13 protein-coding genes are annotated in these 14,169 nt (G+C 67.8%); 8 read left to right on the plus strand and 5 right to left on the minus strand.

What is annotated here, in order from left to right; translation table 11 throughout:
• Window positions 1-161: 161 nt before the first annotated feature.
• Window positions 162-962, minus strand: coding sequence for a DUF8170 family protein (locus NO889_RS14895; protein ID WP_256413019.1), 801 nt, complete (start codon window positions 960-962; stop codon window positions 162-164).
• 115 nt (window positions 963-1,077) lie between these two features.
• Between NO889_RS14895 and NO889_RS14900 the strand changes: the two genes are divergently transcribed.
• Window positions 1,078-1,566: a winged helix-turn-helix domain-containing protein gene (locus NO889_RS14900; RefSeq protein WP_256413020.1), complete on the plus strand. Its 489-nt coding sequence runs from the start codon at window positions 1,078-1,080 to the stop codon at window positions 1,564-1,566.
• Between the two features lie 336 nt (window positions 1,567-1,902).
• Here NO889_RS14900 and NO889_RS14905 read toward each other — a convergent pair whose 3' ends face one another.
• Window positions 1,903-2,388, minus strand: coding sequence for a DoxX family membrane protein (locus NO889_RS14905; RefSeq protein ID WP_256413021.1), 486 nt, complete (start codon window positions 2,386-2,388; stop codon window positions 1,903-1,905).
• Between the two features lie 114 nt (window positions 2,389-2,502).
• Window positions 2,503-3,303 carry a sulfite exporter TauE/SafE family protein gene (locus NO889_RS14910; protein WP_256413022.1) on the minus strand — a complete coding sequence of 267 codons (801 nt, stop codon included), beginning with the start codon at window positions 3,301-3,303 and terminating at the stop codon, window positions 2,503-2,505.
• A 203-nt stretch (window positions 3,304-3,506) separates the two neighbouring features.
• Here NO889_RS14910 and NO889_RS14915 point away from each other — a divergent pair, with 203 nt between their 5' ends.
• The 6 genes from NO889_RS14915 (at window position 3,507) to NO889_RS14940 (ending at window position 9,940) form a co-directional block, all read left to right on the plus strand.
• On the plus strand, window positions 3,507-5,384 hold the full coding sequence (locus tag NO889_RS14915) for a CocE/NonD family hydrolase (RefSeq protein ID WP_256413023.1): 1,878 nt from the start codon (window positions 3,507-3,509) through the stop codon (window positions 5,382-5,384).
• Between the two features lie 115 nt (window positions 5,385-5,499).
• Entirely contained in the window at window positions 5,500-5,922 is a 423-nt protein-coding gene (locus tag NO889_RS14920) for a DUF7124 domain-containing protein (protein WP_256413043.1), read from the plus strand.
• Window positions 5,923-5,978: 56 nt separating this feature from the next.
• Window positions 5,979-7,073 carry a bactofilin family protein gene (locus NO889_RS14925; RefSeq protein WP_256413024.1) on the plus strand — a complete coding sequence of 365 codons (1,095 nt, stop codon included), beginning with the start codon at window positions 5,979-5,981 and terminating at the stop codon, window positions 7,071-7,073.
• A gap of 105 nt (window positions 7,074-7,178) precedes the next feature.
• Window positions 7,179-8,273, plus strand: coding sequence for a putative sulfate/molybdate transporter (locus NO889_RS14930; protein WP_256413025.1), 1,095 nt, complete (start codon window positions 7,179-7,181; stop codon window positions 8,271-8,273).
• Window positions 8,274-8,357: 84 nt separating this feature from the next.
• A complete protein-coding gene (locus NO889_RS14935) occupies window positions 8,358-9,164 on the plus strand; it encodes an oxygen-binding di-iron domain-containing protein (RefSeq protein WP_256413026.1) in 807 nt (268 codons plus the stop codon).
• Between the two features lie 35 nt (window positions 9,165-9,199).
• On the plus strand, window positions 9,200-9,940 hold the full coding sequence (locus tag NO889_RS14940) for an MBL fold metallo-hydrolase (protein ID WP_256413027.1): 741 nt from the start codon (window positions 9,200-9,202) through the stop codon (window positions 9,938-9,940).
• On the opposite strand, the gene NO889_RS14945 is transcribed toward NO889_RS14940, so the two are convergent.
• Window positions 9,941-10,795 (minus strand): HpcH/HpaI aldolase/citrate lyase family protein, encoded by an 855-nt coding sequence (locus NO889_RS14945; RefSeq protein WP_256413028.1) that lies wholly within the window; start codon window positions 10,793-10,795, stop codon window positions 9,941-9,943.
• A 105-nt stretch (window positions 10,796-10,900) separates the two neighbouring features.
• On the opposite strand from NO889_RS14945, the gene NO889_RS14950 reads away from it, so the two are divergent.
• Window positions 10,901-11,662: a class I SAM-dependent methyltransferase gene (locus NO889_RS14950; RefSeq protein ID WP_256413029.1), complete on the plus strand. Its 762-nt coding sequence runs from the start codon at window positions 10,901-10,903 to the stop codon at window positions 11,660-11,662.
• A 22-nt stretch (window positions 11,663-11,684) separates the two neighbouring features.
• On the opposite strand, the gene NO889_RS14955 is transcribed toward NO889_RS14950, so the two are convergent.
• Window positions 11,685-13,844, minus strand: a complete 2,160-nt coding sequence (locus tag NO889_RS14955; protein ID WP_256413030.1) for a dipeptide ABC transporter ATP-binding protein — start codon at window positions 13,842-13,844, stop codon at window positions 11,685-11,687.
• Window positions 13,845-14,169 lie beyond the last annotated feature (325 nt).

The raw sequence follows: 14,169 nt of genomic DNA on the forward strand, positions 1-14,169 counted from the left end.
GAACGGGCAGCGGCGACCGCTGGTGGTGGGTCGACCGTCATAGCGCCCGCCCTCGCCCCGCCCGAGCCGAATGCGGATGGTAGCGACGGACGTGACCCAGCCGTTCAACAGCGTACCCGTTTCGTCCGGTTCGCTACTGGAAATTGGAACGGCAGGATAATTCACTGGTTCTCACGCTCTTCCCACTCCGGACGGGGTGTCGGGGACGGGAGTTCGTCAACCACGGTTCGGAGTTCGTCCTCCGTCGTCCACGGGAAGCACCGTTCGTGGAGTTCGAATTTGCGGAACTTGTTGAGATGGACCCAGCTGTACGTCGTTGGCTCTTCGCCCTCGTCTGTCCGGTCGTCGATCACCTCCCAAACCTCCTGTTCGTCGACGCCGAGACCGCTTTCTTGGGCGCGATCAACGAGCGACTCGACGTTTGCTTTGACGTCATCCGCCGACAGATCGTCTGCGAACGCGATCTCGAGAGCGGCCCGAACGACGTGTTGTTTCGAGTCAAGGTTCTCGTCAGTCACCCACGCGTAATCACGCGGGAACACGTACGACTTGTCGAGATACGGTGGGTCATCGATCTCGCCCAGTTCCGGTGCTTCACCACCACTTTCCTTCTCGAAGACCCCGACGATGTAGTCGCTGTATGTCGCGAGCAACGAGAACATGATATCGAACGTATTGAGCCGGTCAGTCGGGAGTTCGAGGAGATCACCCATGATGAACGGATAGGCACCGAGCCGCTTCGTGAGTTCGTTCTGGACGGCGCGAAGTCGGCGGATATAGGGGTCGCGATAGCTTCCGAGGATGAGATACGATGTCCGCTGACTCCAGAGATACGGCAATTCGCGCCGAGTGAACCGCCAGATTTCCCGTTTCTCGGCAGGCTCAAGTTCGATACCCCCGACGGCCTCGTGAACAACGGCCGTGATCTCCCCAGCGTCCGGCGGCGGGCTTGGGTCGGCCATTAGCTGCCGATTCAAACCACACCACCTTACCGCTTCCGAATCACTTTGGTTTTTTCTGAGTTAACCAACTTGGTTGGCCCTAACTGTTATTGCGTCTCTCCTCGTACCGGCACGTATGAGCGAGACCGACACTGGCGCGGCCGATACAGGGCCGTTCGCGGAACAGCAGCGGCTGTTCAAGCTGCTATCCCAGGATACGCGCCATCTCATCATCCAGGAGCTGCTGGGCCACCCAGCCCATCTGATGTCGCTCGCCGAACTCGAGTATATGACCGGGAAGAGCCAAGCAGCAATCAAAGACCAGCTGGAGACGTTGATCGACGCCGGGCTCCTCGAACGCTACACCTACGAACCAAGTGAGGGAACACGTGATCTCCCCTCTCAGTTCTACGGGTTCACGGAGCGGGGCGTCGAGGTCCTTCACGACTACAAGTATCTCCGTGGACTCCCGGTCGCACGCGCTCTCTACGAAAACACGCGGAAGACCGAGAAAATCGAGCGTCACGAATCGGCCCCTCGCCCGGAGCTTCCCGACGCCGTCGCGGACGCACTCGAGTTCGACGAGCCCGATCTCGACGCCATCGATGGTGGCACGAACCGATAGTTCGTCGTCGAACAGCACCGTTCTCGACGCTACGGAGAAGGTACGCCGACTTCGTACCTCGGTCAGGACTCGGTGGGCTCCAGCGTGGCTGGCTCGACGGTAAAATACGTGTTTACCCCGAGGATGCGACGGCGGGCACAGCCTGAGCTCGTGAAATCATTTCGTTGGCTCCGGAGAATCGCTGTAACAGCGTTGTCAGAACCTCGTGTGGACGATACGGCTGGTGAGCGGGACACGATCTGCCACCGAGGGCTGTACCGTCTACAGAACGCCTCGACCTCGTCGGGCCAGACTCGGAAGTCCGTCGCTCGGAACGAACCCCCTCGACCGGGGGACTCACACGGACGCAGACCCGTCTCTGACCGTACTCCCGAGAACGAGCGCGCCGGCGATGATCACGAGGTTCTTTACGATGTACTGTCCCTCGACCGTTAACCCGTACGGGAACGCGGTATAGACGACCTCGGGGAGAAGTACCATCGGAAGGAACGTCCCCGGGAGCTGGAGTGCCAGCAATAGCAATCCGGCACGCGTAAGCGGCGGATAGAGCAGACAGATCCCGATGATCACCTCCCACACGCCGAGCACCGGGACGAAAAACTCGGGCGGAAGGATGTACACCGTCGAAGCGACGAGGTCACCGGCCGGCGAGACGCCGAGTATCTTTAGTGCGCCGAACCACACGAACACCACTCCGACAGCGACTCGCAACGCCGGGACGCTCCACCGGTCCATCTTCGATGCCAGTGTCGCGTCGAGTGCGTCCAACCGCTCTTGGTACACGGTCATCGTGTCTTTCGGTTCGTTTTCTGAGGTCGCCATCGTGTACGTGATAGTTACGATTTCAGCGGGTAAAACGCTTCTAGCTCCTGATCGACCGTGTGGATCTACGGACCGTCTCTCGTCCCAAGCGAGCGAAAGGACCCCCGCTTCCGGTCAGTGCCCCATCGCGCCTCCGAGGGGCTGATAATGCGGGAACATTGGGTGCGGGATGTGAACGCCGAGCGCCATCAGTCCGTGCGCCAACAACACGTATCCCAGCACGACGAACACGACGCCGAGCAGCCGATGGACGCGACGCCGGTGGGCAACGTCGATCGACTGGATAACGGTCCCGTAGAGGAAGACGGCCGGGATCGTCCCGATACCGAGCGCACCGAGGGCGATTCCGCCGGTGGTCGGGGAACCGCTCGCGAACGCGAACAGGTACGCGGGATACAGCATCGGGCAGGGAAGAAACGCATGAACGGCGCCGAGACCAACGATACTCGGGCTGTTCACGTGCCGGTGAACTCTCGTCGCGAGCCACGACGTGACGCGCTGGACGCCGGGTATTCGAATATCACCTCCGCTTCCCCCGATCACGTACCGAACGCCCGTCAGTACGATGAACCCCCCCACCGCGAGGCCGACGGTACCCCGCAGGAGGTCAGCGATCGGTGTCAGTTGATCAGCGGTAACGAACACGACGCTCCCGAGCACGCCGAAGAGCGCCCCGAGGATCGCGTACGTCGTCGCCCGCCCGACGTTGAACAGGAAGTGCTGGCGAACCTCGTAGGTCGTGAGGTGACTGGCACGTCCGTCGTTGGTCGTCGCCGTTCCGCCGTCGGGCCGCGGCGTCATTTGCTTCGAGTACATCGTCACCAACGGCCCACACATCCCGATACAGTGTGCGCCGCCGAGCACGCCGATGAGAACGAAGAGCACGACGTCGATTCGGAGGAGTGACTCGATCATAGTCGTCCTCGGTTGCGTACGGGTTTGTGTCGTCTGGTGTATCTCTCGAACGAGACGGTCCGGATACTCGATTTCGGAGTGGACAATCACCGTGGGGATACCGCGTCGTCACGACCAGCGGGCTGGGTTCGTGGAGAGGCCGTGGTACCTCCTCGCGGTCGCGTCGGGGCAAGGTTCAAGATCCCGCTCCGATAGCGTGACGTATGGTATCAGCACCCGAATACGGGGTTGCGGTGCGTCACGACGCGACGGTGGAGACCCGCGACGGCGTCGCGCTCGCGACGGACGTCTACCGACCGGCCGACCCGGAGACGGGCGAACCGATCGACGAACCGAAGCCGGCGCTTCTCGTCCGCACGCCGTACGACAAGCGCGCCAGAGAGCGCGTCGAACAGGCCGGTAACTGGTACGCCGAGCGCGGCTACGTCGTCGCGCTCCAGGACGTTCGCGGCCGGTACGCGAGCGACGGCGAGTTCTACCTCCTCGTCAACGAGGCGGAGGACGGCGCGGACACGGTCGAGTGGCTCGCCGACCGGCCGTACTGCGACGGCCAGGTCGGGACGATGGGCACCTCCTACATGGCGTGGGTCCAGAACGCGCTGGCGACCCAGCGGCCGCGGGGGCTGGCGGCGATGTTCGTCAACCAGGGCGCGGCGAACGCGTGGAAGGCGACGCTGCGCCACCACGGGGCCTTCGAGCTGCGGTGGCTCACGTGGTCGCTGACGATCGGCGGCGGGTTCGCGAAGCGCGTCCTCGCGGACGAGGACCTCCGGCGGCGGATCGCCGACGTCGACACGCGCGACATGCTCGCGAACGAGCCGGTCCTCCCCGGCCAGTCGCCGCTACGGCACCTCCCGAACTACGAGGAGTACGTCTTCGACTTCGCGCGGACGCCCGGCGACGACGAGTTCTGGGAGGACCCGAGCGTCAACTTCGAGGCGCATTACGACGAGAGCGCCGACGTTCCGACCGTCTACGCCGGGTCGTGGTACGACTCCTACGCGAAGGCGACCTGCGACAACTTCAAGGCGCTCTCGGACCGCAAGGAGAGCGACCACTTCCTGCTCATGGGCGCGTGGACCCACGGCGGCCAGTCGACGTGGACGAAGCCGTACTCGGGCGAGACCGCCTTCGGCGACGCGATGACGCGCGATTACCTCCAAACGAAGCTCCGCTTCTTCGATCGCTACCTCAAGGGGCGGGACACGTGGGACGAACCGCGAGTCCAGTACTTCCGGATGGGCTCCGGCGACGGCACCGCGACCGGGGACGGAAAGCTCCGCCATGGCGGCGAGTGGAGGGCGGGGAGCGACTGGCCGCTCCCGGACACCGAGTTCACCGCCTACTACGCGCACGGCGACGGCACGCTCGCGACCGATCCGCCGAGGGCGGTCGGCGCGTCGACGACCTACGAGTTCGACCCGCGGGACCCGGTTCCCACGCTCGGCGGCAACTGCTCGTCGTACTACACGTTCGAGCCGCGCGAGGAGCGGATCGAGGACCTCCCGCTCGCGGACCGGCCGACGGTGAGCATCACGGGGCGCGGCGGCTACGACCAGCGGACGCGCCCGGAGACGTTCGGGGCCGATCCCCCCTACGGTCCGTTGGAGGAGCGAAGCGACGTACTCGTCTTCCGGACGCCGCCGCTCGAGGAGGCCGTCGAGATCGCGGGACCGATCCGCGTCCGCGTCCACGCGTCGACCGACGGCCCGGACACCGACTTCACCGCGAAGCTGATCGACGAGTACCCCGCGAGCGAGGAGTTTCCCTCGGGGTTCGCGCTCAACCTCACCGACTCGATCTGCCGGGGCCGCTACCGGAACTACCGGAGTGAGCCGGACCTCCTCGAGCCGGGCGAGGTGTACGAGTTCGAACTCGAGCTGTATCCCACCGCGAACCTGTTCGAGCCGGGCCACCGGATCCGGCTCGACGTCTCCTCGTCGAACTACCCGCGCTACGACGTCAACCACAACACGGGCGGCGACCTCTACGGCGACCGCGAGTACCGCGTCGCGACGAACACGATCCACCACGGGGCCGAGCACCCGACGCGCGTGGAGCTGCCGGTCCGGCCCGAGTGAACGAATGACTCCCGACGACGACGATCGACGCGAGACCGACGGACACGACGTCGACCGGGGGGACGCGGCCGACCGCGGCGGGGACGTCGACCGTGGCGGCGACCCGAACGGCGAGATGACGCTCGTCTTCACGCTCTCGGCCGCCCGGTCGCTCGCGGATCCGACCGCCGCGTTCGCGGACGCGCGCCGGTGGAGCGCACACGTCGGGATCGTCGCCAACGACGTGGGAGCGGTCGAGCAGTTCCTCGACCGGCACGATCTCGAGAACGACTACGCGCTCCGCGACTGGGACAAGTGGGGGACGCTGGCCGACATCGGCGAGTCGACGGACACCCCGCGACACGTGTTCGTCGGGACCGGACCGGCGGACCGCCGGCTCGCCGACACCGTCGGCTGGGAGTTCCGAGCCGTCCGCGAGGCGGCCGAAAAGGCCGAGTGGGCGCTCGGCGAGCCCGAGCAGGCCGACCGTGAGGCCGACGCCGGGATCGTCGCTCGGCTCCGGCGGACCGTGACCGACCGGTCCTGGTGGCCGTTCTGATCGCCGAGAGCTATCAGATCGGAAATTATAGTTAGTCTCCATGAGATGCGTCACGTATGGTCCCTCCACTCGGTGGCTACGGTCGTCGCATCGTCGTCACCCTCCTGATCGTCGGTCTCCTGGTCCCGCTCGCGACGGGAGGCGCTGCGGCCCAGTCGATCGAGGGCGCCTCCGGATCGATCGTCGTCGACGAGGGGGAGACGGTCGACGGGATCGAAAGCGTCGCCGGGACGGTCGTCGTCCGCGGGACCGTCGCCGGCGACCTCTCGGGCGCCGCCGGATCGATCCGGATCGCCGAGACCGGTCGCGTCGAGGGGAACGTCGACGCCGCCGCCGGCACCCTTGTCGTCGACGGAACGGTCGAGGGCGACGTCCGGACCGGCACCGGTTCCTTCGAACTGACCGACACCGGTCGAGTCGACGGGTCCATCGACGTCGGCGCGGGCTCGATCGTCGTCGACGGGACGGTCGGCGGCGACGTTCGCGCGGCCGGCGACTCGGTCGCCATCGGGCCGAACGCGGAGGTCGGCGGCGAGTTCCGGTACGACGCCGAGGAGTTCACGCGAAGCCCCGACGCGAGCGTCGCGGGCGGCGTCGTCGAGGACGCGAGCCTCCGCGGCGACGCCGGAGTCGGGTTCGGCATGGACGTCGCCCCCTCGTGGTTCGGCACCGCCTACGCCTTCGCGGCCAACCTCGTCCTCGGCGCGGTGCTGCTCCTCGCGTTCCCCCGGTTCTCCCGCGACGTGGCCGCCCGCGTCGAGGCCGACCCGCTCGCGAGCGGCGGCATCGGGCTCTTGACCCTCGTCGCCGTCCCGCTCGCGCTCCTCCTCATGACGATCACGATCGTCGGGATCCCGCTCGCGCTGCTCGGGATCGCCGGCTACGTCGCCGCGGTCTGGATCGCCGCCGTGTACGGCCGATACGCGGTGGGGATGTGGGTCACGCGACGACTGGGCGCCGAGAACCGGTGGATCGCGCTCGTCGGCGGACTCCTCGGGTTCGCGATCCTCGGGGCGATCCCCCTCGTCGGCGGGGTCGTCGAACTCCTCGCGCTGCTGCTCGGACTGGGTGCGCTCGCCTTCGGGCTTCGCGACCGGTATCGGCGCGGGCGGCGGACGACGGACGGGACGAACCGTTCCGACTTGACGTGACCTCGCGCGGAGTGAAATAACCACATACGGTTTCTCCTCGTCGGATCGTGATGCGTGCCGGTTACCGACAAGCCTCAAGTCAGTCTGCCGGTTTCGTGGGACTGGATGGGGAATTTCGGCGACCAACCGACCCGATCGCGGCTCGAGTTCGACCGCGGGGAGCTCACCGGGGCGATAGGAGATTCGGTTACAGTCATCCCGCTGATCGTCGCGCTGGCGCTGTTGACCGAGGTGTCGCTCCCGCACGTGCTCGTCGGCTTCGGCGTCTTCCAGGTCCTCTGGGGGGTCGCCTACGGGCTCCCGGTCTCGGTGGAGCCGATGAAGGCGCTCGCGGCGCTCGCCATCGCCGGGGCGCTCACCTACGCCGAGCTGGCGCTCGCCGGACTCGCACTGGCCGTCGTTCTGCTCGCGATCGGACTCTCGGGGACGCTCTCGGCCGTGGAGCGCTGGATCGGCGATCCGGTCATCCGCGGGATCCAGTTCGCCGTCGGGCTGGTACTGCTCGAAACGGGCGTCCGGATCGGGCTCGAGGACCCGCTGTTCGGGGTCGCGGGGCTCGCGATAGCGGGACTCGCCGTCGTCGTCGGGCGGCGAGAGGCGGGCGGGCTCGCCGTCGTCGCCGCCTGCGTCGCGATCGCGGCGTGGACCGCCGGGGTGCCGACGCCGACGCTTCCGGGCGCTCCGCCAGTGCCGGACCTCGCGTCCGCGGTCGGCTGGAACGCGGCGGAGGGAGCGTTCGCCCAGCTCGCGATGACGGTCGGCAACGCCGCGCTCGCGACCTCGCTGCTCTTCGCCGACCGGTTCGACGCCGACGTCTCCGCGGACGACCTCTCGACGAGCATGGGCGTGACGAACCTGCTTGCCGTTCCCATGGGCGCGATCCCGATGTGTCACGGCTGCGACGGCGTCGCGGGCAAACACGCCTTCGGCGCGCGGACCGGCGGGGCGAACGTCCTGATCGGCGTCGGCTACCTCGGGGCCGCGCTCGTCGCGACGCCGGCGCTGCTCGCGGCGTTCCCGGTCTCGATGGTCGGCGCGGTGCTCGCGGTCGTCGCGGTGTCGCTCGGCAGCGCCGTCGAGGAGTCCTCGAACCTCCCGCTGTCGGTCGGCATCGGCGTCCTCGCGCTGGTCACGAACCTCGGAATAGCCTTCCTCGTCGGGATCGTCGCCGACCTCGCGTGGACGCGGCTGGAACGGTGAGACGCGCGATCGAGGGAACGGTCGACGCGAGCGAACGGCCGGGAACCCTGGATTTTTGTATCTACCCTGATCGTTGATGATCGTATGTCTCGCGAGATCGCTCCCGGTATCCACTGGATCTACGAGGCCGGGCCGGACAGAACGGAATCGTGGGACCTCGCCGACCGGGACCCGGAGTGGTACGAGGCCGGGCGGGAGGCGTACGTCCCCCAGTGTGCGTACCTCGTCGACGGCGGCGAGGAGACGCTGCTCTTCGACACGCTGTCGCCGGCGAGCACCGAGGAGATACTGACCGCTGTCGACGAACTGGTCGGCGACCGCGGGCTCGATTACCTCGTCGTCTCGCACCCGGACGTGCCTCACGCCGGGAACACGCTGGCGATCTTGGAAGCGCACCCGGAGACGACGCTCGTCGCGCCCGGCTACGGCAACGACCACGAACTGTACCACCTCGACGAGGGGATCCACGTCACCGAGGGCGATCGGATCGACCTTGGCGACCGGGTCGTCGAGTTCCACGAGGCGACGTTCCTCGACGCGCCGGTCTCGGTGTGGATGACGGAACGGGAGACGGAGACGCTGTTCCCGGTCGACTGGATGGGATTCATCCATCTCGACGAGGAGAAGCTGACCTTCGTCGACGAGCTCGACGGCGAGTTCGACCCCAGCCGCCTGGTCGAGTTCCACGGCCGAGTGTTGTTCTGGTACCAGTACGTCGACGTCGAGAAGACCAACGCCGAGATCGACAGGCTCGTCGAGAAGTTCGACCCGCAGATCGTCGCGCCCGCACACGGGCTCGTGATACGTGAGAACGCCACCGACTACATGGATCTGATGAAGGACGTGACCCGCACCATCGACGGACAGGAACGGATCGGGACGCTCGGGTGACTCATGACGGGAACCCACGCTCTCGGGGTGGATCCATGACGACCCCTGTCACGCCGACCGTCGAGTGGATAAACCAGTGTTACGACCACGAGGGGCGACACGAGCACGTCTCGTTGTACCTGCTCCGCGCGCCGGCGGGGACGGTGCTCGTCGACTCCGGCTCCTTCTATCACCGCGAGGAGATCACCGCGGCCGTCGAGGAGGCGACCGGCGGGGACGGCCCCGACGCGATCGTGCTCTCGCACTCGGATTACCCCCACGCGGCGAACGTCTCGCCCCTGGGCGGGGACACCGAGGACGTCGAACTCGTCGCCTCGTCGGCGTCGCCGGCCCAGCAGGGGCTCCCGGACGCCCGCAAGTGCGACATCGGCGGCTCGCTTACGATCCAGGGCCGGGAGTTCAGCTTCATCGACCCGCCGCTCGCCGACCGATCGCACACGACGTGGATCTACGACCACGGCGACGGAGTGTTGTTCACCGCCGACGGCTTCGGGAACTACCACGACCCCGGCCAGTGCGATCACCTCTCGGGCGACTTCCCGGACGTCACGCCCGCCGAGGCCGTCTACGAGTACCACCGCGACAACCTGGTCTGGCTGCGCTACGTCGCCCCCGAAAAGGTCGAGCGTACGCTCGACGACATCTTCGACGAGTTCGACGTGCGCGCCGTCGCGCCGATCCACGGCAATCCGATCGAGGCCGCGGACCTGGACGTCTACCGCGACCGGCTCGGCGAGGCGATGCGCCGGATCGCGGACGAGTACGCCGTCGCGTGATCACCGGATCCCGGCCGCCTCGGCGCGCTCGACGAGCGTGCGGGCGCGCTCGACGAGGGGCGGATCGATCATCTGCCCGTCGACGGTGAACGCCCCCGTCCCTTCCTCGGTCGCGCGCTCCTGTCCGGCGAGCACCGTCTCCGCCCACCCCAACTGGTCCGCGGTCGGCGTGAACGCCTCGTGTATCACCGGGACCTGGTCGGGGTGGATCGCGAGCTTCCCGTCGAAGCCGAGCTCGACGACGAACTCGGCCTGCTCGCGTAACCCGTCGAGGTCCCGGATGTCGGTGTAGACGGTGTCGAAGGCGTCGACGCCGGCCGCGGCCGCCGCGACGACGATCCGCTCGCGTGCGTACAGCGACTCGGTCTTGTCGTCGGTCACCGTCGCGCCGACGTCGGCGGTGAAGTCCTGGTCGCCGAACGCCACCCCGTCCACGCCGCCTGCTTCCGCGATCTCCTCGGCGGCCACGACGCCCGCGGCCGTCTCGATCAGCGGGACGACCCCGATCGGCTCGCTCGCGAGGTCGTCGAGGTCCTCGGCCAGCGCGTCGACGGTCTCGGGCGACTCCGCTTTCGGGAGGAGGACGCTCTCCGGCGGGGAGTCGACCTCTCCGACGACGCTCTCGACGTCCTCCGGCCCGGTCCGGTCGTAGGGGTTGATCCGGACGGTAACGTCCGGCGTCGGGTCGTCGAGCGAGTCAAGCATCTCCCGGACGGTTCCACGGGCCCCGATCTTCGCGTCGGGGGCGACGGCGTCCTCGAGGTCGAAGATGACCGCGTCCGCCTCCGTCTCGACGGCCTTCTCCATCATCTCCCGATCGTCGCCCGGACAGTACAGAAGCGATCGACGAACCATGTGGGTCACACGATCGCACTCCCCGAAAAACCCGTGGTCGGGTCGATCCGGTTTCGGAACCGATCCGACCGGAACGCCTTTCGCCGGGCGGCCGGACGGGGGAACATGTCCGACGCGAGCGACCGAAAACGCTCGGCCGCGTCGCACTTCGGCGACCACGCCGCCGCGTACCTCGACAGCGACGTCCACCGCGCCGGCGACGATCTCGACCGGATCGCCGGCTGGTGCGGATCGGCCGATCGGGGGCTCGACGTCGCCACCGGTGCGGGCCATACCGCGGGCGCGCTCCTCGACGCCGGCGTCGACCGAGTCGTCGCGACCGACGCCGCGCCCGCCATGGTGGCCACGGCGACGGCGGCGTTCCCCGGCCTCGAGGGCGCGATCTGTGACGCCGAGCGTCTCCCGTTCGCGGACGCGAGTTTCGACGCGGCGACCTGCCGCATCGCGGCTCACCACTTCCCGGCACCGACCGCGTTCGTCGACGAGGTCGCGCGCGTCCTCGAAGCGGGCGGGACGTTCGCCTTCGAGGACAACGTCGCGCCCGACGACGACGCCCTCGACCGGTTCCTCAACCGGGTGGAGCGGCTCCGCGACCCGACGCACGTCCGGTCGCACCGCGTCGCCGACTGGACCGAGTGGCTCGAAGCCGCGGGGTTCTCCGTCGAGACCGCACGGGTCGTCACCAAACGCCTCCGGTACGACGAGTGGATCGCGAACGTCGACGCGTCGGCCGAGCGCCGCGACCGAGTCGCCGCCGCGTTCGAGAACGCGCCGCCCGGCGCCGCGGAGACGTTCGATCTGACCCGCGAGAACGGAGGGATCGAGTCGTTCGTCAACCACAAGCTGCTGGTCCGGGCGACCAGGTGATCGGCCGGGGGCGCTCGCCCGCTCAGTCGTCGTCGGCCGTCTCGCCGATCCGCGCTGGCTTGCCGATCGTCGACTCCTTCGTCGGATGGAAACACGCCGCCGCGTGGCCGGGCTCGGTCCAGGCGTCGAGTTCCGGCTCCTCCTCGCGACAGTGCTCGGTCGCCTTCGGGCAGCGCGGCGCGAACCGACACCCCTCGGTCGGTCCCTCCGGGTCGGGCGGTTCCCCGGAGAGAGCGATCCGCTCGCGGTCGCCCCGCGGGTCCGTCTCCGGGACCGCCGCGAGCAACGCCTCCGTGTACGGGTGTTTCGGGTCCGCCACGATCCGTTCCGTCGTCCCCGTCTCCACGAACCGCCCGAGGTACATGATCGAGATACGGTCGGCGATCTGCGTGAGGCTCGCGAGGTCGTGGGAGATGTACAGCACGCCGATCCCCTCGGTGTTGGCAAGCGACCGGAGGAGGTTGAGCACCTCCGCCTGGAGCGAGACGTCGAGCATCGACGCCGGCTCGTCGCAGATGAGGAATTCGGGGTCGATGACGAGCGCCCGCGCGATCGCGACGCGCTGGCGCTGGCCGCCGGAGAGCTCGTTCGGGTACTTGTCCAGGTAGCGTTCGGCGGGAGCCATTCCGACCCGTTCGAGCGTCTCCCGAACCGCGGCGTCGCGCTCGTCGAGCCGGTAGCCGTGGATCGTGAGCGGCTCCTTCACGAGCGTCTCGACCGTCAATCGAGGGTTCAGCGACTCGTAGGGGTTCTGGAAGACGATCTGGAGGTTCTGTCTGAACGACTGGAGGTTCCCGTCCCGGTAGTGTTCGTGAGAGCGCCCGTCGAAGGTGAAGCCGCCGGCCGTCGGCTCCTCGAGCAGCGCGAGCGTCTGTCCGAGCGTTGACTTCCCGCAGCCCGACTCGCCGACGACGCCGAGTATCTCGCCGCGCGCGACGGAGAGGGAGACGCCGTCGACGGCCCGGACGTGCGAGTCGCCGCCGTCGAGCACCTCCCGGAGGATCTCGCCGCGCCGCTCGTACCACCGGCTGAGGCTGTTCGTGAACCCCGTCACCGTCGGCGAGACGCCGTCGACGGGGAGGCGACCGAGCAGCGACTCCGAGCGCTCGTACCACGTACACAGCTCCTCGACCTCGAGAATCGCGTCATCGGAGACCGAGCGTGACCCCTCCGCACCGCCGCCCCACGTCGATGCCGTCTCGGCCTCTTCCCGCATCCGGTTCGCCCGGTCCGTGTTGTGACACGCGACGCGCTGGTTCCGGTAGGGTAGCTCCTCCAGATCGGGCGTCGTCGTCGCGCACTCATCGCTCGCGAACGGACAGCGGGGCTCGAAGACACAGCCCGCCAGTTTCTCGTCCAGTTGCGGCGGTTTCCCCGGAACCGACACCAGCCCGTCGCCGTCGTCGTCCAGCGCGGGAAACGCGTTCTTCAAGCCCATCGTGTACGGGTTCGACGGGTTGAGAAGCAGGTTCTCGACGCGGCCCTGCTCCATCACGGTTCCGCCGTACATCACCGACATCTCGTCGCAGGTCTCCGCGATGACGCTCAGGTCGTGCGTGATGAGCAGCAACGAGCTGTCGGTCTCCTCTTGGATCTGGAGGATGTTGTCGATGATCTTGTCCTGGACGATCACGTCGAGCCCGGTGGTGGGCTCGTCCGCGATGACGAGTTTCGGATCCAGCGCGAGCGCCATCGCGATGACGACCCGCTGGCGCATCCCGTCCGAGAACTGGTGGGGGTAGTCGCCGACGCGGTCGGGGTCGAGCCCGACCGTCTCGAACAGTTCGCGGGCGCGGCGGCGAGCCTTCCGCTCGGAGACCTCCCGGTGCGTCTGGATCGCCTGTCGGATCTGTGCGCCCACGGTCATCACCGGGTCGAGGGCGTCGATCGCCGTCTGGGGGATGAACGCGATCTCCTCCCAGAGGAGGTCCTGCCGCTCCGACGGGGTCAGCGCCCGCAGGTCCCGCCCCTCGAACTCGATCGTCCCCGCCTCGATCTCGGCGTGGTCCGGGAGGAGGCCGAGGATCGCCTTCGCGGTCGTCGACTTCCCGGACGCGGACTCCCCGGACAGCGCGTAGTTGACCCCGTCGTCGATGGTGAACGACACGTCGTTCACGCTGTGGAGCGCCCCGTCGCGGGTGTCGTATCGAACCGACAGGTCGTCCACGTCGAGGAGCGTCATCCGCGCACCCGTCCGGGCGGTTCCACGGCGCTCGCGCTCGGCCGGCGGGAGGTGGTCGCGCTCGGTCGATCGGCGTCGTCCCCCGCGGGATCCGCCCCCTCGCGCTCGTGGCTAACCATCCCGATCGATCGTATGGATCATCTCCGTTATGAACCCTCGGATCACGTGGGACGCCGCCACGAGGAGCGGCGCGGGAGGGGTTCATCACCGTTATGAACCCCCGGATGCTACCGCTCGGCACGATGATCGCCGAGCGACCGGCTTCCGTCCGACCGACTGAGCGACGTCGGTCGGGCATCCCCACGGCCCGCCCGAGCGCCGAGAC

The organism is Halorubrum rubrum, from assembly GCF_024494685.1.
GTDB classification, from domain to species: domain Archaea; phylum Halobacteriota; class Halobacteria; order Halobacteriales; family Haloferacaceae; genus Halorubrum; species Halorubrum rubrum.

What these genes read in the sequence shown, in the direction of transcription:
- NO889_RS14895 (WP_256413019.1), bottom strand. Translation starts at nt 962, where the DNA reads ATGGCCGACCCAAGCCCGCCGCCGGACGCTGGGGAGATCACGGCCGTT.
- NO889_RS14900 (WP_256413020.1), top strand. Translation starts at nt 1,078, where the DNA reads ATGAGCGAGACCGACACTGGCGCGGCCGATACAGGGCCGTTCGCGGAA.
- NO889_RS14905 (WP_256413021.1), bottom strand. Translation starts at nt 2,388, where the DNA reads ATGGCGACCTCAGAAAACGAACCGAAAGACACGATGACCGTGTACCAA.
- NO889_RS14910 (WP_256413022.1), bottom strand. Translation starts at nt 3,303, where the DNA reads ATGATCGAGTCACTCCTCCGAATCGACGTCGTGCTCTTCGTTCTCATC.
- NO889_RS14915 (WP_256413023.1), top strand. Translation starts at nt 3,507, where the DNA reads ATGGTATCAGCACCCGAATACGGGGTTGCGGTGCGTCACGACGCGACG.
- NO889_RS14920 (WP_256413043.1), top strand. Translation starts at nt 5,500, where the DNA reads ATGACGCTCGTCTTCACGCTCTCGGCCGCCCGGTCGCTCGCGGATCCG.
- NO889_RS14925 (WP_256413024.1), top strand. Translation starts at nt 5,979, where the DNA reads ATGGTCCCTCCACTCGGTGGCTACGGTCGTCGCATCGTCGTCACCCTC.
- NO889_RS14930 (WP_256413025.1), top strand. Translation starts at nt 7,179, where the DNA reads ATGGGGAATTTCGGCGACCAACCGACCCGATCGCGGCTCGAGTTCGAC.
- NO889_RS14935 (WP_256413026.1), top strand. Translation starts at nt 8,358, where the DNA reads ATGTCTCGCGAGATCGCTCCCGGTATCCACTGGATCTACGAGGCCGGG.
- NO889_RS14940 (WP_256413027.1), top strand. Translation starts at nt 9,200, where the DNA reads ATGACGACCCCTGTCACGCCGACCGTCGAGTGGATAAACCAGTGTTAC.
- NO889_RS14945 (WP_256413028.1), bottom strand. Translation starts at nt 10,795, where the DNA reads ATGGTTCGTCGATCGCTTCTGTACTGTCCGGGCGACGATCGGGAGATG.
- NO889_RS14950 (WP_256413029.1), top strand. Translation starts at nt 10,901, where the DNA reads ATGTCCGACGCGAGCGACCGAAAACGCTCGGCCGCGTCGCACTTCGGC.
- NO889_RS14955 (WP_256413030.1), bottom strand. Translation starts at nt 13,844, where the DNA reads ATGACGCTCCTCGACGTGGACGACCTGTCGGTTCGATACGACACCCGC.